This is a genomic window from Variovorax nitratireducens, from assembly GCF_051216545.1.
GTDB lineage: Bacteria > Pseudomonadota > Gammaproteobacteria > Burkholderiales > Burkholderiaceae_C > Variovorax.
Genome location: NZ_JBPJZO010000005.1, coordinates 62,211 through 80,468 on the forward strand (window position 1 = coordinate 62,211; position 18,258 = coordinate 80,468).

The following is an 18,258-nucleotide window of genomic DNA, read 5'->3' on the forward strand; positions in this document are numbered from 1 at the left end:
TCTTTCGATGCCTGTTTCTTTCGACCGTGTCTATCTCCAGAGCGCCGGCTACTTCATGCCGGGCGCGCCGGTGAGCAATGAGCAGATGGACGCCTACATCGCGCCGCTGAACCGCATGTCGTCGCGCATCCAGCGCCGCATCCTGGCCGAGAACGGCATTCGCGAGCGCTACTACGCGATCGACACCGCGGGCGCCACGGTGTTCAGCAACGCGCAACTCGCTGCCAATGCGATTCGCGACTGTTTGCAGCGCGGGGGCAGCGACCTTGGCCGCGTGTCGCTCCTGGCCAGCGGCAGCTCGGGCGGTGATACGCTGATGCCGGGCTTCGCCAACATGATCCAGGGCGAACTTGCGGCACCGCCGATGGAGACGATCTCGGTGCACGGCATCTGCGCCGCGGGCGTCTCTGCGATCCAGGCGGCGGCGCAGGGTATCGAACTTGGCGCGCACCGCGCGGCCCTCGCGGTCGCGGCCGAAATGCCGTCTCGCCTGTTCAAGCGCTCGCGCTTCGCGGCACGCGGCTACGAGACCGATTTCGACTCGCACTTCCTGCGCTGGATGCTGTCGGACGGCGCAGGGGCGCTGCTGCTGTCCGACGATGCCGTGCTGCCCGGCGCGCCCGGCCTGCGCCTCAAGCTCAAGTGGGTTCATCAACGTGCGTTCTCGGGCGACTACCCGGTCTGCATGCAGCTCGGCCTGACCGAAGACCGGCAGCGAGGCCATCTCGATTTCGGCTCCTGGGGCGAGGCCGAAGCTGCCGGCGCGCTGTCGCTGCGGCAGGACATCCGGCTGCTGCCGCACCTGTTCGACATCGGCATCCACGAATATGCGCGGCTGGTGCACGACGGCTGGGTCGATCCGCAGAAGATCGACCATTTCCTCTGCCACTACTCGTCGGAGAAGTTCATCCCGGTGGTCGAGGGCCTGATGGACAAGGCCGGTCTCGCGATCCCGCGCGATCGCTGGTACAGCAATCTGGCCTGGCGCGGCAACACCGGCGCGGCGTCGATCCTCATCATGCTGGCGGAGTTTCTGCAGACGCGCACCGTGAAGCCGGGCGAGCAGATCTTCTGCTATGTGCCCGAGTCGGGGCGCTTCATGGCAGCGTACATGCTGCTCGAAGTGGAAGAGGCCGGCAAAGTGCCATCGGCCTCCGGCGCCCTTCCGCCGGGCGCGAGCGCAAAAGTCGATCTACCGGTTGCCGAAGACGCGATTGCGCCGCCACATGACCCGGCTGACTCACCCGCGGCGTTGCGCGACCTGCTTACCGAACTGGCCTCGATCTGGCACGACTACCGCTCGCAGGTCTGGCGCACGCCGTTGGTTCGGCAGATTCGCGAGCGCCGCTTTGCCTTGCCCGATTACCTGAACTGGATGGAAAACTGGATTCCACAGGTACGCGAGGGCAGTCTCTGGATGCGCGAAGGCGCCGCCTCGCTGAGCGGCCCGTTCCAGTCGCTCGCCGCGCTGATCGGCGTGCATGCGGGCGAGGAGCAAAACGACTTCAAGATCCTGTTCGACGACTACCGCAAGGCCGGCGGGCCCGTGGCCGACATCGACCAGTTGCGCCGCAACCCCGGCGGCGAGGCGCTCAACGCCTACCTGCACCGGCTGGCCGCGACGCGCGACCCGTTCGGCCTGCTGGGGGCGATCTACATCATCGAAGGCACCGGGCAACGCATCGTGCCGGCGCTGCTGCCGCTGCTCAAGAGTGCGCTGCAGTTGCCGCCCGACGTGTTTCGCTTTCTGGAGTACCACGGCCACAACGACGAGAACCATCTGGCGCGCTGGCTCACCGCAGTCGAAATGGTGATGGCGTTCGACACCGACGGCCGCGCTGCGCAGCAGATCCTCGGCACTGCCCGCCACACCGCGGCGCTGTACCTGATGCAGTTCCAACACGTGACGGCAGCATGAGCCGCCCCCAATCTTCGGCCGTGCCCGACTTCCTGTCCCGCCCCTGGGACGAGCGCGACCCCAGCCCCTGGCTCGCGCTGTATCTCGACCAGAGCACGCCGCTGCCGGATGAGGTCAAGAGCGCCTGGCTCACCGATTCAAGCTCGGCCTCGCGCCAGTACCTGCTGCCGTTCCTGCGGCCGCTGGCGCGCCTGTTCATCATCCTGTTCCAGGTCTGCAAGGTGTTCGTGCCGCGCAACTGGGCCCACTCGGGGCTGCTGCACCAGTTTCTGGCCTGGGGTCTCAAGCGCTTCGTGTCGCCCGAGGCGAACTGGCTGATCCTGCGGCATTTCCATCTGGGCTCGCAGGTGCTGACCTTCATCGGCCGCAACTCGCCGGCGCCGGTGGCCACCCACCCGCTGGAGCCGGCCGACATCGATGCGCTGAAGGATCACATGTTCCTGAAGCACGACCTGAACCTTTTCAACTTCGTGATCCGGCTCAACAAGGCGCTGCGCGAGCAGGGGCTGGCGTTGCGCAAGCCCGAACACATCGACTTCTCGATGATCCGCGAGCCGGGCCTGAAGCTCGAAGACATGCCGCATGGCCGGCTCAACTTTCTGGATCTGCAGAGCGCGATCGAACTCTTCACGCCGCTCTACCAGCTGATGCTCACCGACAACGACTTCTGGCGCGCCGCCAACTCGCTGCAGCTCGACGAAACCATCGGCATCTATGCGGCCACCTTGCTGGCCGCGCCGGAGCATCTGGTGCTGGTCAACAACAAGCATCCGCTGGTGCCGCTGTCGACCTTGCGGGCCGGGCACCGGCTCGTGATCCACGGCCTCTCGACTGAAATGCTTCACAGCCTGTTGCAACGTTTTCAGCTGGCACAGGCACAAGGGGTGGCCGTCGACACCACGACCGGGCCGACCGAGGCATGATGTCGGCATGAACAGATCCGTCGTTGCCTCGCTCGCTTTGGCCGCCTGCTGTGCGGGTGCGCCCGCGCAGGAAGTCAAGGTGCCGGTTCAGACCAGCGACAGCGGAACCGTGTACGTCGCTCCGAACGTGGCCTCGACTGAAGACTCGGCCAACACCAAAGGCGCCGTGATGGGTGTGGAGCGCCCCGACGGAAGCGGCGTCTATGGCGGCGTCGATACTTCGGGCCCCCGGCCGGCGTACTCGGCCGGCGCCAGCACGGGCGGCAATGTGTCGTTCTCGGCCGGCGTCAAGTCGGACGGCAAGAACAGCGCCGGCGCAAAGGCCGGCGTCACGATCAAGTATTAGGACGAGGCGCACTAGGCGCCGACGGGCAGGTACTGGTCGCGGTGGGCCGCCAGCCAGCGTGCCGACAAATCGCTGTCGTGCTGTCCCGGATGAAAGTCCTCGCGCAGGTAGTCGCGCCAGGCGCCGATGTTCTGCCGTACCAGACCCTGCCGTCCCAACAACAGCCGTGCCGCGCTGCGCCAGGTGCCGAAACGCCACAACGTGCCATCGCGCCGCAGGTTGGCCAGCGTCTGGCGCGCCACGTCGAGCAGAAATGAGGTCGTGATGCGCCGGAACCAGCGCACGCGCCAGGCATGGTTGCCGTCGAGCGCGCGGTAGAGGTCGAAGGCGGCGGCCTTGTGCTCGGTCTCTTCGGCGCTGTGCCAGAGCCACAGCGTCTGCAGCCGCGGCTCGGCGCCGGCCAGCACCTCGGGGTGGGCCAGCAGCCATTCGCCCATCATCGCGGTGAAGTGCTCGGTGGCGGCGGTGACCGCGATCGCATGGCGCGGGTCGGTGCCCTCGAGCAGTTTCTGCTGCTCAAGCATGCGTGGCGTCCATTGGTCGACCAGGCCTTGCCGCGCCAGATGCTCGTTGAAGCGCGTATGGATGCGCCGGTGTGCCGCCTCCTGTCCGATGAAGCCCTTGATCGCCTCGCGCCAACTTTCTTGCCGGTCGGCCGGAAGGGCCTGCACCCCGGCACGCACCGCGTCGATGAAGAACTGCTCGCCAGCCGGAAAGCTCATCGACAGCGCGTTAAGCAGCGCGGTCCGAAATGCGTCGCCGCCGCACCAGTGGCGCGCCACCGGCGCCTCCAGGTCGATCAGCAGGCGGCGGACGGGGAGGGCGGCCACCTTATTTCTTGTTCTGGGGAAGCTCCCTGACCGCGGCCAGCATCTTCTCGACGTGCTTGAACGGATTCAGGCTCTGGTAATACGACGCCACGGCGCCATTGGGCGCAATCACGTACGAGATACGGTTGGCATAGTCGGGCCGGGTCTGCATGATCGCGTCGAACGACTTGCTGATGTTCTTGGTTTCGTCCGAGGCGACCGGAAACTTGCCCTGGCAGGCCTGGTTCGAGAATTTCGACAGCGTGTCCATGTCATCGGTAGAAACACCGATAACCGTGGTGTTCATCGCTGCGAACTGATCAATGGCATCGGCAAAGGCATGGGCTTCGATCGAGCAGCCCACCGAAAACGCGGCCGGGAAGAAATACACCACCACCGGCCCTTTGGCCAGCGCCTGGGAGAGCGAATAGGTGAAGGGCTTGCCCGCCAATGCCGCCGGCGCCGTGAAGGGAGCCACCTTTTCGCCGATATCGAGTGCTGCCAAAGCTGGCGTGGCAGCGCTGAAACAGAGCATCATCGGCACCCACGCAAGCAACTGATTGAACCGTATCGTCATGGCCATTTCCTTCGAACAGATAGGCGCTATCTTATGCCTGCCACCGCTTCGGCGTGGCCTGCGGGCCATGCTTGTACTGGGCCTGGCGGCGCTGCTCGGCGCCTGCGGCACCTTGCCCCCGCGCACCGTCATGAACGAGACCGCCGCGCTCGCGCCCGACCCCGGCACGGCCCTCGCGAAGATCGTCGCCGCATCGACGCCGCCGGGCGAGCATTCGGGCTTTCGCCTGATGCCGCTGGGCGTCTATTCGCTCGATGCGCGCATCGAGCTCGCCCGGCGGGCCCAGCGCTCGCTCGACGTGCAGTACTACGTGATCGAGAACGACGGCGCCGGGGGGTTGCTGTTGCGCACGCTGAAGGAAGCTGCCTTGCGAGGCGTGCGGGTGCGCCTGCTGGTCGACGACCTGTATACCGCCCACACCGACCAGCTGCTGCTGGCGCTGGCCGCCACGCCCAACATCGAGGTGCGCCTGTTCAACCCTTTCTGCTGCGCGCGCGACCAGCTCGCCGGCCGCTTCATTGCCTCCGCCTTCGACATCTGGCGGCTCAACCACCGCATGCACAACAAGCTGTTCATCGCCGACGGCGTGATGGCCGTGGCCGGCGGGCGCAACATTGCCGACGAGTATTTCCTGCTCAACAGCGCGCAGAACTTCGTCGACATGGACGCCGTGGTGGTCGGCAAGGTCGTGCCGCAGTTGTCGGACATCTTCGACACCTACTGGAACAGCGAAGAGGTCTATCCGATCGCCAACATCGTCAAGCCCCACACCGGCCGCGCCGCCATGACCGAGGAATTCGACGAGCGGGTCGGCATGGCCGGCCCGCCGCCCAAGGTGGTGCTGCCGCCGACCGACGTGCTCGGCTACGGCCCGATTGGCGAAGAGCTCGACGCCGGCCGCATGGGCCTGCTCTGGGGCCCGGCCAATGCGGTGGCCGACCCGCCGACCAAGCTGCGCTACATGACCGCCGACGAGGCGCTGGCCACCAGCGTCACCATGCGTTTCTGGACGCAGCTGCTCACCGCCGAGAGCGACGTTCTGCTGACCTCGCCGTACCTTGTGCCCGGTGAGCGCGGCATGGAGGCTTTCGAGGCGCTGCGCAAGCGCGACGTGAGCGTGACCCTGCTGACCAACTCGCTCGCCGCCAACGACGAGCCGCTCGTGCACAGCGGCTATGCACGCTACCGGGAGCGGCTGCTGCTCGCGGGCGTCGAGCTGTACGAGCTGAGCCCGGCGCGCACGACGCGCAATCAGCGGCTCGGCATGTTCGGCAAATCGTTGGGGCGGCTGCATGCCAAGACGGCGGTGGTCGACAAGCGCAAGCTGTTCATCGGCTCGGTCAACCTCGACCCGCGCTCGGCCACGCAGAACACCGAGCTCGGCATCGTGGTCGACAGCCCGCAGCTCGCGCGCGAGCTGCTGCGCATCATCAACATCAGCAAGCTCGAGAGCGCCTACCGCCTGCGGCTGCTGGCCAATAAGCGCACGATCGAATGGCTGACGATGGACGACGACAAGGAAATGATCCTCACCACCGAGCCCGAGTCGACCTGGCTGCAGCGCTTGAAGAACACCGTGCTGGGGCCGCTGGTGCCGGAAGACCTGCTGTAGCGCAGCGGGGCGCCAGCTGCGCCGGGTCGTGGAAAAGAGCTTCTTCCGCGATGCGCTGGCCCTCCCGGCCGCTTTCGACCGCGGCGATGAAGGCTTCCAGCCTGTCCGGGCTCGGCATGCTCAGGTTTTGGCTTTCACCTCGACGCGGCGTGCCTCGGCGGGCCGCCCGTCGGCCTGGGTCTGTGCCGGCTTGGTCAACTCGATCTTGTCGGCCGGCGCGCTCACTGCAGCCGGAGGCGCCATCGACACCGCCGCCTTTCCGCCATGGAACTGCACCACCAGCGGCACGATCAGCAGCGCCACGATGTTGATGATCTTGATCAGCGGATTCACCGCCGGGCCGGCGGTGTCCTTGTAGGGGTCGCCCACGGTGTCGCCGGTGACGGCCGCCTTGTGTGCTTCGGAGCCTTTGCCGCCATGGTGGCCGTCCTCGATGTACTTCTTGGCGTTGTCCCAGGCGCCACCGCCGGTGCACATCGAAATGGCAACGAACAGACCGGTGACGATGGTGCCCATCAGCAGGCCGCCGAGCGCCTTGGGGCCCAGCAGCAGGCCGACGAGGATAGGCACCACCACGGGCAGCAGCGACGGGATCATCATTTCCTTGATCGCCGCGCCGGTCAGCATGCCCACGGCCTTGCCGTACTCGGGCTTGGCCGTACCTTCCATGATGCCGGGAATCTCGCGGAACTGCCTGCGCACCTCCTCGACCACGGCACCGGCGGCACGGCCGACGGCCTCCATCGCCATCGCGCCGAACAGGTAGGGGATCAGGCCGCCGATGAACAGGCCGACGATCACCATCGGGTCGCTCAAGTTGAAGTCGATCGACAGGCCGTAACCCTCGAGCTTGTGCGTGTAGTCGGCGAAAAGCACCAGCGATGCGAGGCCGGCCGAGCCGATCGCGTAGCCCTTGGTCACGGCCTTGGTGGTGTTGCCAACCGCGTCGAGCGGGTCGGTCACGGCGCGCACGCTGGCGGGCAGGTCACTCATCTCGGCAATGCCGCCGGCGTTGTCGGTGATCGGGCCGTAGGCGTCGAGCGCGACCACGATGCCGGCCATGCTCAGCATCGCCGTGGCGGCCACCGCGATGCCGAACAGGCCGGCCAGCGTGTACGAGGTCAGGATCGCAATGCAGACGAAGATCACCGGCCAGGCGGTGGAGCGCATCGACACACCGAGGCCCGCGATGATGTTGGTGCCGTGGCCGGTGGTGGAGGCTTGCGCGATGTGCTGCACCGGCTTGTATTGCGTGCCGGTGTAGTACTCGGTGATCCACACCAGTGCGGCGGTCAGCACCAGGCCGACGGCACAAGCGCCGAACAGCTTCATGACGCTGCCGGTGGGCGCGATCGCGTTGTCGGGAATCAGCCAGGCGGTGACGAAGTAGAACGCGATCAGCGAAAGGATGCCCGCAACGGCCAGGCCCTTGTAGAGCGCCGGCATCACGTTGACCATGCCGGGCGAGGCCTTAACGAAGAAGCAGCCGATGATCGACGCGATGATCGACACGCCGCCCAGCGCCAGCGGATAGAGCACCGCGTTTACAGGCGCAGCCGTCACCATCAGCGCACCGAGCACCATCGTGGCGATCAGCGTCACCGCGTAGGTTTCGAACAGGTCGGCCGCCATGCCGGCGCAGTCGCCGACGTTGTCGCCCACGTTGTCCGCGATCACGGCCGGGTTGCGCGGGTCGTCTTCCGGAATGCCGGCCTCGACCTTGCCCACCAGGTCGGCGCCGACGTCGGCACCCTTGGTGAAGATGCCGCCGCCGAGTCGCGCGAAGATCGAGATCAGCGACGAGCCGAAGGCAAAGCCGATCAGCGGATTGAGCAGTGATGCCAGGCTCTTGTCCGGCGTCAGGGCGCCATTGCCAACCAGGAACCAGTAGAAAATCGACACGCCCAGCAGGCCCAGCCCGACCACCAGCATGCCGGTGATGGCGCCCCCGCGGAACGCCACGTCGAGCGCCGGGCCGATGCCTTGCGTCGCGGCCTGCGCGGTGCGCACGTTGGCGCGCACCGACACGTTCATGCCAATGAAGCCGCAGGCGCCCGAAAGCACCGCGCCGATGATGAAGCCGACCGCGGTCGTGATGTCGAGGAAGAGGGCGATCAGCACGGCCAACACCAGGCCGACGACTGCGATGGTGGTGTATTGCTTGGCCAGATAGGCCGACGCGCCCTGCTGGATCGCGGCGGCGATCTCCTGCATTCGTGCGTTGCCGGGGTCTTTGGCCAGAATCCAACTGCGGGCCCAGAAGCCGTAGCCGACGGCCACGAGGCCGCAGACGATGGCGAGTATCAGGGGGGTGTTGCCAATCATGCTTTGCATCTCCAGTAGTTCGTTGTGACTTGTGGAGACGAAAGCCCTGGCCCTGCGTGCAACGCATACGGGTCTGAGCTTCCGTCGCGTTGCTTCCTCGAAGCCCACCGCCATCAAAGACAGGGAACCGATTGGCCAACGGCGGCAATTTACAGGCAAAAGTCTGGTTTGGTGCGACTGGTCCGTGACACGGGTCTTAAACTGCGGGTTTGTCCGAATCCGGCACCTTCCTTTCAATCAACTCCTAAAAGACATGTCCTTCGACAAAGTTTCCCCCGGCAATAACATCCCCGACGCATTCAATGTGGTGATCGAAATCCCGATGAACTCGGATCCGATCAAGTACGAAGTCGACAAGGAATCGGGCGCGCTGTTTGTCGACCGCTTCATGACGACGGCCATGTACTACCCGGCCAACTATGGCTACGTGCCGCAAACCCTGAGCGGCGACGGCGATCCGGTCGACGTGCTGGTGATCGCGCCGTACCCGCTGCTGCCCGGCGTGGTCGTGCCGTGCCGCCCGCTCGGCATCCTGATGATGGAAGACGAGGCCGGCGTCGACGGCAAGGTGCTGGCCGTGCCCACCACCAAGGTGCTGCCGATCTACAGCCACTGGAAGTCGATCGACGACGTGAACCCGATGCGCCTGAAGGCCATCAGCCACTTCTTCGAGCACTACAAGGATCTGGAAGAAGGCAAATGGGTCAAGGTGCTCGGCTGGGAAGGCATCGACGCCGCCAAGAAGGAAGTCGTGGACGGCCTCGCCGCGTACAAGCCGGCCGGCAAAGCCTGAGCCCTCTGAGCCCTACGGGCTTGTTTTATTCGGCGACGATGCCGGCGCGATGGGCCAATGCACGGTAGCGTGCAATTTCGCTCTCCATCTGCGCCCGGAACGGCTGCGGGCCGAGCACGACCGGCTCCATGCCCTGGGCGCGCAGCTGTGCCTGCAGGCCCGCATCGGCCATCACTGCGCTGACTTCGCGCAGCAGCACCTGCAACACCGGAGCCGGCGTTCTTGCCGGTGCCGCCAGCGCGTACCAGGCGTCGAAGGTGGCCTCCGGCAGCTTCAGCTCTGCAAGCGTCGGTACATCGGGCAGCAGGCTCGAACGCGTCGCGCCGACGATGCCCAGCGCACGCAGCTTGCCGGCACGCACCTGAGATGCCACGCTCGCCACGGTGTCGACACCCATCTCGATTTCCCCGCCGATCAGCGCCACCGTGCTTTGGGCGCTGCCCTTGTACGGGATCTCCTGCAACTGCACGCCTCCCGCAAGCGCGAACAGCTCGGCCGCCAACTGCGGGCCCGAGCCGGCACCGAAGCTCGCGTAGCGGATGCTTTTCGGCTTGGCCTTTGCGGCGGCGACCAACTCGTTCACCGTGCGCCATGGCGCATTGCCGCTCACCACCAGCGCCAGCGGTGCGCGCGCCACGATGGCGATCGGGGCCAGATCTTTCACCGGGTCGTAGGGCAGCTTCGCGCGCAACGCGGGGTTCACGCTGTAGCTGGTCGACCCCGACAACAGCAGCGTGTAGCCATCGGGTGCGGCCTTGGCCACGGCATCGGTGCCGATGATGGTCGAGGCGCCGGGCCGGTTGTCGATGACCACCGGCTGCTTGAGCCGTTCCGACAGCTTCTGGCCCATGGCACGGGCCACCAGATCGGTGCCGCCGCCGGGCGGAAACGGCACCACCAGCTTGACGGGTTTGGCCGGCCAGGCGTCCTGGGCCAGCGCAGCGCTTGTGGCGAAGACGGCGAACAGGGACAGGAAAAGAAGATGGCGGGTTTTCATGCAATGGACTCGGTAGGAAGTGAAGAGGAAGAGCGATCAAGTGCACCGGCCTGCCACGGCGCCTGCCCGGGTTCGCCGAGATCCCAGTACAGGCCGGCCATGATCTGCAGCCCTTCGCGCGCGACCGGCGCCAGCAGGTGCTCGTTCGGCGCGTGCTGGGCGCAGGCGGGATAGGAGTGCGGCACCCACAGCGTGGGCAGGCCGAGCAGGTCGGCAAACACGTCGTTGGGCAGCGAACCGGCCAGGTTCGGCAGTACATCGGGGCGCTGGCCGCTGCTCGCCTCGATCGAGCGGCCGGCCCAGGCCACCCAGGGGTTGTCCAGTTCGAGGCGCGTCGCTGCGCCGCTCAGCGTGATCGACACCTCGACACGCCCGAAGCCATGCGCGTCGAGGTGCGCCCGCACGATGTCTTCGAGCTGCCGCCAGGGCGTGCCGACTACGAAGCGCAGCTGGCAGTGCGCCACGGCCTCTGCGGGAATCGCGTTCACGGGCCGCTGCGGCGCGCCGGCGCCGAGTGCCAGCACCTCGATCGTGTTCCAGCCCATCAGTCGCTCGGCCGCGTTCAGGCCGGGCTCGCCCCAGCCGTCATCGAGCGCGGGATCGTCGGCACCGGTGCCGATTGCGATGTCGGCCAGCGCGCGGCGCACCGGGTCGCTGACCGGCGGAGGACGCAACGCGTCGACCAGAATGCGCCCTCGGGCATCGGCCAGCGACGCGACCGCATGGCTCAGCACCGTGGCCGGGTTCTCCAGCACGCCACCCCAGTTGCCCGAGTGGTAGCCGCGCGGCCGGCTCCTGAGCCGCAGCGTGAAGTTGACGGCGCCACGCGAGCCCAGGAACAGCGTCGGCCGTTGTGCGCTCACGCGCGGGCCGTCGCAGGCGATCAGCAGGTCGGCTCGCAGTTTGTCGCGTTGCTGCTCGCACACCGCATGCAGGCCGGGCGAAGCGGCTTCCTCGCCCATCTCGATCAGCCAGGTGACGTTGTAGCCAAGGCGCCCCTCACGCACCTGCAGCACGGCCGCCAGCGCCGCGAGGTTGATGCTGTGCTGGCCCTTGTTGTCGGCGGTGCCGCGGCCATACCACCGCTCGCCCTCGGCGGTGAGTGTCCAGGGGGAGAGGCCTTCGCGCCAGTGGGCGTCCTGCCCACTGACCACGTCGCCGTGGCCGTAGCCCAGAACGGTGGGCAGGGCAGGGTCTTCAATGCGCCGTGCAATCAGGAACGGGCCGCCGCCGGACACAGGGTTGTCGACCTGTTCGCAGGCGAAGCCCAGCGCGGCGAGCGCCGGCGCGATTTCTTCGCCGAGGTAGGCGCCGAGCGCGGGCGTGGCGGCGCCAGTGTCGCTTTCGGTGCGGAACGCGATGCGCCGCTGCAAGTCGGCGAAGAAGCGGCCGTCGTCGAATGGGGCGACGGCGGCGGCGAGGGCTTGGGTGCGTGACATGGGGCGTGATCCTTGTGCGTTTGGCTGCATGCAAGTTGAAAGCCTGAAGCCCGTTGCTTCCAGTACCGATTTAGCAAGCTACCATTGCCTTTGAGGCAATACCTTCCATTCCATGACCACGCCGCTGCTCAGCATCCCGATGCGCTACTTCCTCGAGGTGGCGCGCAGCGGCTCGGTCAACCAGGCGGCGGCGCGGCTCTTCGTGGCTTCGTCGGCCGTCAGCCGCCAGATCACCAAGCTCGAAGACAGCCTCGGCACGCCGCTGTTCGAGCGTCGTTCCCGCGGCATGGCGCTCACCGCGGCCGGCGAGCGGCTGGCCGCGCACCTGCGCAATGCGGTGCTCGACGCCGGGCAGGTGATCGATCAGGTGCGCAATCTCGGTGACGAGCGCGCCGGCCGCATCCGCGCGGCCTGCACCGAAGGCTTTGCAGGCAGCCTGATGCCGGTCGTGATGCGCACTTTCGAGTTGACCCACGCGCGCAGCCAGTTCGAACTGCACGTTGGCGCGCCCGACGAGGTGAGCGCGCTGCTGGTGCGCGGCGAGGCCGATATCGGCCTCAAGTACGTGGTGGCGCCCGAGCCGGGGCTGCGCATCGAGCACTCGGCCGTCGCGCCGGTGTTCGCCGTGATGTGCCCCGACCATCCGCTGGCGCGCCAGCGCGTTGTGACGGTGGCCGAGGTGGTGCGCTATCCGCTCGCGGTCGGCAGCCGCGGTGGCACGACCACGCGCCAGTTGTTCGACCTGGCTTGCAGCGAGCAGGGCCTGCAGTACCGCGCCAATTTCGTGAGCAACTATTCCGCAGCGCTGCTGCCGTTGATGCGCAGCCCCGACATCGTGCTGGCGGGGCATCACACGGTGCTGCACCTGATCGATGCCGGCACGCTGGTGGCACGCCCGTTCGCCGATGCGCAGTTGCAGCAGCGCCGGCTCCAGGTGTTGTCGCTCGAAGGCCGGACGCTGCCGCCGCTGGCGCATGCTTTCGTGCAGCACCTGGTCGGCGCGATCGCGTCGACCGGGCGTCGCAAGCTGGGCCGCGCGCGGGCAGCGCGGCCCGGGCCGGCTCAGATGCCCAGGTAGCGCCCCGGCCGGTGGTTGATGGCCAGCACCAGATTCAGCGCCACCGCACCCAGAATCGAGCAGGCCACGCGCCAGAGCTCGATTGTCAGCAGCGCCAGCAGCACGACCATGCAGTCGAGGCCCATCTGGACATGGCCGGCCCGCCAGCCGAAACGATCCTGCAGCCAGAGCGCGAGCACGCCGAACCCGCCAAGGCTGCACTTGTGGCGGAACAGGATCAGGAAACCGGTGCCGGTGATCAGCCCGCCGGCCACTGCCGCGTACACCGGCTGCAGGCTGCCGAACTGCAGGAAGTGCGGCTGCAGTTCGGTCAGCACGGAAACCAGCGCGACGGCCACGAAGGTTTTCAGCGTGAAGGCCACGCCCATCTTGCGCAGCGCCAGCCAGTAGAAGGGCAGGTTCAGCAGGAAGAAGACCTTGCCGAAGCCCCACCCGGTGGCGTAGCGGGTCAGGAAGGCGAGGCCGGCCGTGCCACCGGTGATGAGGCCGGCCGTGGTGAAGAAGGCCACGCCGACCGAGATCAGCAGCGTGCCGCTGGCGATGGCGAGCGCGTCTTCGAAGCGCGTGTGCTGTTGTTGCAGCGGCGTGGTTTCGGGCTCGCTCATGTAGCGGGGCCGGCCGGGGTTGTCGTCTTGAACGGGCTGCGCTCGTCCAGGTGTTCCATGTAGTTCGCGATGCCTTCGCCTTCGCGCTCGAGAAAACGCTCGATCGCATCGGCGAAGGCCGGGTGTGCCAGCCAGTGGGCGCTGGTGGTCTTGACCGGCATCAACGCGCGCGCCATCTTGTGCTCGCCCTGCGCGCCGCCTTCGAAGCGCTGCACGCCATGTTCGATGCACCACTGCAGCGGTTGGTAATAGCAGGCCTCGAAGTGCAGGCAGTCGACCCGCTCCAGCGCACCCCAGTAGCGGCCGTAGGCCACTTCGGGGCTCGAAGTGCCGCCAGGGCCGGCCGCATCGGCGGAGAGCGCGATCAAGCTCGTCGCGATCGGTTGCCCGTTGCGTTCGGCCACGAACAGCAGCCAGGCTTCGGGCATGGTGTCGGCCATGCGCTGGAAGAAGTCGCGCTTCAGGTAGGGCGGGTTGCCGTGCTCGCGGTAGGTGCGGGCGTAGCAGCGGTAGAAAAAATCCCAGTCGTCGACGCCGATGTCGACGCCGCGCGCCCAGCGGAAGGTGACGCCCGCCTCGGCCACCTTGCGGCGCTCCTGGCGGATCTTCTTGCGCTTGTCGTGGGCCAGGCTGGCGAGGAATGCGTCGAAGCTGGCGTAGCCTGCATTCGTCCAGTGGAACTGCACCGTGTGGCGCAGCATCAGGCCCGCATCGGCGCAGGCGCTGATGTCCTCGTCGGCGCCGAACAGCAGGTGCAGCGATGACAGCCCGGTCTGCTTGCACCACTGCACGAGCCCCTGTACCAGCAGCGCGCGGCTGGCGGCGTCGCGTGCCAGCAGGCGCGTGCCGGGCACCGGGGTGAACGGCACGGCCGCCACCGCCTTGGGGTAGTAAGCGAGGCCATGCTGTTCGTAGGCGTTGGCCCAGGCCCAATCGAACACGTATTCGCCGTACGAGTGATCCTTGACGTAGAGCGGGCAGGCGCCCGTCAGCTGCTCGCCCTGCCAGAGCGTGGCGACCGATGCCGTCCAGCCGCTGGCGGGGGTGGCGCTGCCGCTTTCATGCAGCGCGTCGAGGTACTCGTGGCGCATGAACGGGCTGGGCGCCGCCTGCTGCGCGAGCAGCGCGTTCCAGGCCGCCGCATCGATCTCCGACGGCGCCTGGTGAATGCGGAGGATGGTTTCGTCGGCCAAGGGGTGCTTTTTCACTGTTTGCGTGCGCCCAGGTACTCGGCGATCCATATGCCACCCAGCACGAGCGCCAGCGCCACCGCGTGGTAGGCCGACAGCGGCTCGCCGAGCACGAGCACCGCCAGCAACGGGCCGAAGATCGGCACCAGGTTCAGGTACACGCCGGCGCGGGCCGGGCCGATCAGCGTCACGGCGCGGATAAAGGTGAGCTGCGATACGTAAGACGGCAGCAGGCCGATGAAGACGATCAGCAGAATGCCCTTCATCGTCGGCACGATGAAGTTGCCCATCGCGATCTCGGCCGCCAGCAGCGGCAGCGAGACGACGCTGGCCACTGCCGCCGTGGCGGCGAAGAACACGATGGCCGGTACGGCCGGACGCCGGCGCAGACCGAGCGCGTAGAAGGTGTAGAGCAGGCACGCAATCACCATCCAGACATCGCCGATGTTGAAAGCGAAGCGGGCCAGCTGCGCGAGCTGGCCTTGCGACGCGACCACCGCGATGCCGGCCAGCGTGACCGCCACGCCGACCACCTGCAGCGCCGTGATGCGGGTGCGGTAGGCCCACACGCTGCCGAGCAGCACCAGCACCGGGATCGTGCCCTGGATGATGGCGATGTTGATCGCGGTGGTGTGGTGCGCGGCCGTATAGAACAGTGCGTTGAATCCGGTGAAGCCCAGCGTGCCCATCAGCGCCACGAAGCGCCAGTGCGGGAGCAGCGCGCGCCAGTGGGTGGCGATTTCCCGGCGCGAGGTCAGGCCCAGCGCGACGCAGCAGACCAGCCATCGTGCGGTGGTCACGAGCATCGGCGAGGCCTCGCCGACCGCCAGCCGTGCCGCCACCGCGTTGGCGCCCCAGATCAGCGTGGTGAACACCAGCAGCAGCCAGGCCCGGCTGTTGAACCATCGGGCCAGCGGCGCGAACAAGGAAATGGCGGGGGGGCTGGCGCTCATCGGGCTTCGAGCCTAACAGCGCGTGAATGACATAATCGTTCGAGCCCTTTTCCCGCCTTGTATGACACTCAAAATCGCGATCGCGCAATGCAATTTCGTGGTCGGCGACACCGCCGGCAACGCCCGCAAAATCATCGAGGCGGCGCACGGCGCATACGACGAAGGCGCCCGGCTGCTGCTGACCCCCGAACTCTCGATTTGCGGCTATGCGGCCGAAGACCTGTTCCTGCGCCCAGCCTTCATCGAAGCCTGCGACGAGGCCGTGAAGACGGTGGCGAGCGAACTCGCCGGCCTCGCCGGGATGACGGTGGTGGTTGGCCATCCGAGCGGCGGTAGCCTGCGCAGCCGTTCGGTGGCGGTGCAGTTGCGGCACAACGCGGCCAGCGTGATCCGCGAGGGCCGCATCCTCGACACCTATGCCAAACGCGAACTTCCGAACTACCAGGTGTTCGACGAGCGCCGTTACTTCACTCCGGGGCAGGGCGTGTGCGTGTTCGAGGCCGATGGCGTGCGCGTCGGCCTCCTGATCTGCGAAGACGCCTGGTTCGACGCGCCGGCCCAGCTCGCGAAGGAAGCTGGCGCCGAGCTGCTGGCGGTGATCAACGCCTCGCCCTACCACGTGGGCAAGGAAGGCGAACGCATCGCACGCATGGCGGATCGGACGCGGCATGTGGATTTGCCGCTGGTCTACGCACACCTGGTGGGCGGGCAGGACGAGGTGGTGTTCGACGGCGCATCGTTCGCGCTGCAGGCCGACGGTTCGCTCGCGATGCAGGCTGAAAGTTTCAGGGAGAAAGTGGCTTTTGCGCAGGTGGAGCGGGTGCAGGGCGCCATCAAATTCATGGCAGAACCGTCTTCCATCGCTGCCCCGCGCGAGGCCGAAGCCCAGTTGTGGGATGCACTCGTGGTCGGCGTGCGCGACTACATCGGCAAGAACGGCTTTCCCGGCGTATTGCTGGGGCTGTCGGGCGGCATCGACTCCGCGCTGGTGCTGGCCGTGGCGGTCGATGCGCTCGGCAAGGACAAGGTGCGCGCCGTAATGATGCCGTCGCCCTACACGGCCGACATCAGCTGGATCGATGCCCGCGACATGGCGGCGCGGCTGGGCGTGCGCTACGACGAGATCTCCATCAAGCACACCTTCGAGTCGTTCAAGTCGGCACTCGCGGAAGAATTCAGGGGCCGCGCCGAAGACACGACCGAAGAGAACCTGCAGGCCCGCATCCGCGGCACGCTGCTGATGGCGCTGTCGAACAAGTTCGGCAGCATCGTGCTGACCACCGGCAACAAGAGCGAGATGGCCACCGGCTATTGCACGCTCTACGGCGACATGGCGGGCGGTTTCGCCGTCATCAAGGATCTGCTGAAGACCACGGTGTTCGCGCTCGCGCGCTGGCGCAATGCGCACGACCCGTACGGCACCGGTGCGGCGCCGATTCCCGAGCGCATCATCACGCGCCCGCCGAGCGCTGAATTGCGCCCCGACCAGACCGACCAGGACAGCCTGCCGCCCTACGACATCCTGGACGGCATCCTCGCGCGCTACATGCAGGACGACGAGAGCGTGGCCGAGATCGTGGCGGCCGGCTACGAGCGCGCCGTGGTCGAGCGCGTGGCGCGGCTCATCAAGATCAACGAGTACAAGCGGCGCCAGGCGCCCGTGGGCATCAGGGTCACCCATCGCAGCTTCGGCAAGGATTGGCGTTACCCTATCACCAGCAAGTTCAACGAAACCGCCGGGAGCACCACCGCATGAAGCAGATCACCGCCATCGTCAAACCCTTCAAGCTCGAAGACTTGCGCGAGGCGCTGGCCGTCGTCGGCGTGACCGGACTCACCGTGACCGAGGTCAAGGGCTTCGGGCGCCAGAAGGGCCACACCGAGCTCTACCGCGGCGCCGAGTACGTGGTCGACTTCCTGCCGAAGATCAAGGTCGAGGTCGTGGTCAACACCGCCGATGTCGAGCGCTGCATCGAGGCCATCATCGGGGCTGCGCGCACCGGAAAGATCGGCGACGGCAAGATTTTTGTCACCGCCGTTGAGCGCATTGTGCGCATTCGCACTGGCGAACAGGACGAGGCGGCGATCTAAAGCACCTCGGCCAGCTTGTCGCCGCCCGGGTGGCGGCGTGATTCTTCGAGCAGTTCTGCCATCAACAGTGCCGGCTCGGTGCCGCTGCGGATCAAACCCATCTGCCAGTCGCCCATGAAGCCTTCGCGCACGCTGTGGGCAAGGAATGCCAGCAGCCCGTCGTAGTAGCCGGCGGTATTGAGAATGCCGACGGCCTTGTCGTGGTAGCCGAGCTGGCGCCAGGTCCAGATTTCGAACAGTTCCTCGAAGGTGCCGATGCCCCCGGCCAACGCCACGAAGGCGTCGGCGCGCTCGCCCATCATGGCTTTTCGCTCATGCATGGTGTCGACGACGTGTAGTTCGTCGCACAGCGGGTCGGCCAGCTCCTTGTCGACCAGGGCCTTGGGAATGATGCCGACCACGCGGCCGCCGGACGCGCGGGTGGCCTCGGCCACCGTGCCCATCAAGCCGGTGCGGCCACCGCCGTAGACCAGCTGGCCGCCGTGCTCGCCGATCCAGTGGCCCACGGCCAGGGCCGCTGCAATGTGTTCGGGTTGCTCGCCGGGGCGCGAGCCGCAATACACACAAATGGAAAAATCAGGGTTCATGACCCCGATCATGCC

Annotated in this window: 17 protein-coding genes; 8 read left to right on the top strand and 9 right to left on the bottom strand. The window is 66.9% G+C overall.

Going from position 1 to position 18,258, the window contains the following annotated elements:
- Window positions 1-7: 7 nt before the first annotated feature.
- The 3 genes from ACSFA8_RS14840 to ACSFA8_RS14850 are packed head-to-tail and all read left to right on the top strand — an operon-like array spanning window position 8 to window position 3,187.
- A complete protein-coding gene (locus tag ACSFA8_RS14840) occupies window positions 8-1,918 on the top strand; it encodes a 3-oxoacyl-[acyl-carrier-protein] synthase III C-terminal domain-containing protein (protein WP_435480272.1) in 1,911 nt (636 codons plus the stop codon).
- Entirely contained in the window at window positions 1,915-2,841 is a 927-nt protein-coding gene (locus tag ACSFA8_RS14845) for a DUF6999 family protein (RefSeq protein WP_435480273.1), read from the top strand. Before ACSFA8_RS14840 ends, ACSFA8_RS14845 begins: the two co-directional genes overlap by 4 nt.
- 7 nt (window positions 2,842-2,848) lie before the next feature.
- Window positions 2,849-3,187, top strand: coding sequence for a hypothetical protein (locus ACSFA8_RS14850; protein WP_435480274.1), 339 nt, complete (start codon window positions 2,849-2,851; stop codon window positions 3,185-3,187).
- Between the two features lie 11 nt (window positions 3,188-3,198).
- On the opposite strand, the gene ACSFA8_RS14855 is transcribed toward ACSFA8_RS14850, so the two are convergent.
- Both ACSFA8_RS14855 and ACSFA8_RS14860 read right to left on the bottom strand, forming a co-directional pair.
- On the bottom strand, window positions 3,199-4,017 hold the full coding sequence (locus ACSFA8_RS14855; protein WP_435480275.1) for a metal-dependent hydrolase: 819 nt from the start codon (window positions 4,015-4,017) through the stop codon (window positions 3,199-3,201).
- Window position 4,018: 1 nt separating this feature from the next.
- Window positions 4,019-4,534: a peroxiredoxin gene (locus ACSFA8_RS14860; protein ID WP_435480470.1), complete on the bottom strand. Its 516-nt coding sequence runs from the start codon at window positions 4,532-4,534 to the stop codon at window positions 4,019-4,021.
- 106 nt (window positions 4,535-4,640) lie between these two features.
- Between ACSFA8_RS14860 and ACSFA8_RS14865 the strand changes: the two genes are divergently transcribed.
- Complete coding sequence (locus tag ACSFA8_RS14865) at window positions 4,641-6,185, top strand: phospholipase D family protein (RefSeq protein ID WP_435480276.1); 1,545 nt, start codon at window positions 4,641-4,643, stop codon at window positions 6,183-6,185.
- A gap of 120 nt (window positions 6,186-6,305) precedes the next feature.
- Here the strand turns inward: ACSFA8_RS14865 and ACSFA8_RS14870 are convergent, their stop codons facing one another.
- Entirely contained in the window at window positions 6,306-8,510 is a 2,205-nt protein-coding gene (locus tag ACSFA8_RS14870) for a sodium-translocating pyrophosphatase (RefSeq protein WP_435480277.1), read from the bottom strand.
- A 253-nt stretch (window positions 8,511-8,763) separates the two neighbouring features.
- On the opposite strand from ACSFA8_RS14870, the gene ppa reads away from it, so the two are divergent.
- Entirely contained in the window at window positions 8,764-9,303 is a 540-nt protein-coding gene (ppa, locus tag ACSFA8_RS14875; protein ID WP_435480278.1) for an inorganic diphosphatase, read from the top strand.
- 25 nt (window positions 9,304-9,328) lie between these two features.
- Here the strand turns inward: ppa and ACSFA8_RS14880 are convergent, their stop codons facing one another.
- The gene (locus tag ACSFA8_RS14880) at window positions 9,329-10,300 is read right to left on the bottom strand and encodes a Bug family tripartite tricarboxylate transporter substrate binding protein (RefSeq protein ID WP_435480279.1); all 972 of its coding nucleotides are present in this window, start codon (window positions 10,298-10,300) and stop codon (window positions 9,329-9,331) included.
- Entirely contained in the window at window positions 10,297-11,739 is a 1,443-nt protein-coding gene (locus ACSFA8_RS14885) for a M20 family metallopeptidase (RefSeq protein WP_435480280.1), read from the bottom strand. The genes ACSFA8_RS14880 and ACSFA8_RS14885 overlap by 4 nt, the downstream gene beginning before the upstream one ends.
- Window positions 11,740-11,851: 112 nt before the next feature.
- Between ACSFA8_RS14885 and ACSFA8_RS14890 the strand changes: the two genes are divergently transcribed.
- Window positions 11,852-12,817, top strand: a complete 966-nt coding sequence (locus ACSFA8_RS14890) for a LysR family transcriptional regulator (RefSeq protein ID WP_435480281.1) — start codon at window positions 11,852-11,854, stop codon at window positions 12,815-12,817.
- Here ACSFA8_RS14890 and ACSFA8_RS14895 read toward each other — a convergent pair.
- Genes ACSFA8_RS14895 through ACSFA8_RS14905 form a run of 3 tightly spaced genes read right to left on the bottom strand, consistent with a single transcriptional unit; the run spans window position 12,802 to window position 15,565 of the window.
- Entirely contained in the window at window positions 12,802-13,422 is a 621-nt protein-coding gene (locus tag ACSFA8_RS14895; RefSeq protein WP_435480282.1) for a YitT family protein, read from the bottom strand. The two genes, ACSFA8_RS14890 and ACSFA8_RS14895, sit on opposite strands and share 16 nt — an antisense overlap.
- Window positions 13,419-14,615: a GNAT family N-acetyltransferase gene (locus ACSFA8_RS14900; protein WP_435480283.1), complete on the bottom strand. Its 1,197-nt coding sequence runs from the start codon at window positions 14,613-14,615 to the stop codon at window positions 13,419-13,421. The genes ACSFA8_RS14895 and ACSFA8_RS14900 overlap by 4 nt, the downstream gene beginning before the upstream one ends.
- A gap of 11 nt (window positions 14,616-14,626) precedes the next feature.
- Window positions 14,627-15,565 carry a DMT family transporter gene (locus ACSFA8_RS14905; RefSeq protein ID WP_435480284.1) on the bottom strand — a complete coding sequence of 313 codons (939 nt, stop codon included), beginning with the start codon at window positions 15,563-15,565 and terminating at the stop codon, window positions 14,627-14,629.
- A 61-nt stretch (window positions 15,566-15,626) separates the two neighbouring features.
- Between ACSFA8_RS14905 and ACSFA8_RS14910 the strand changes: the two genes are divergently transcribed.
- Both ACSFA8_RS14910 and ACSFA8_RS14915 read left to right on the top strand, forming a co-directional pair.
- Complete coding sequence (locus ACSFA8_RS14910; RefSeq protein WP_435480285.1) at window positions 15,627-17,321, top strand: NAD+ synthase; 1,695 nt, start codon at window positions 15,627-15,629, stop codon at window positions 17,319-17,321.
- Window positions 17,318-17,656: a P-II family nitrogen regulator gene (locus ACSFA8_RS14915; protein WP_435480286.1), complete on the top strand. Its 339-nt coding sequence runs from the start codon at window positions 17,318-17,320 to the stop codon at window positions 17,654-17,656. The genes ACSFA8_RS14910 and ACSFA8_RS14915 overlap by 4 nt, the downstream gene beginning before the upstream one ends.
- Here ACSFA8_RS14915 and ACSFA8_RS14920 read toward each other — a convergent pair.
- The gene (locus tag ACSFA8_RS14920; RefSeq protein WP_435480287.1) at window positions 17,653-18,243 is read right to left on the bottom strand and encodes an LOG family protein; all 591 of its coding nucleotides are present in this window, start codon (window positions 18,241-18,243) and stop codon (window positions 17,653-17,655) included. The genes ACSFA8_RS14915 and ACSFA8_RS14920 overlap by 4 nt on opposite strands.
- Between the last annotated feature and the right edge of the window lie 15 nt (window positions 18,244-18,258).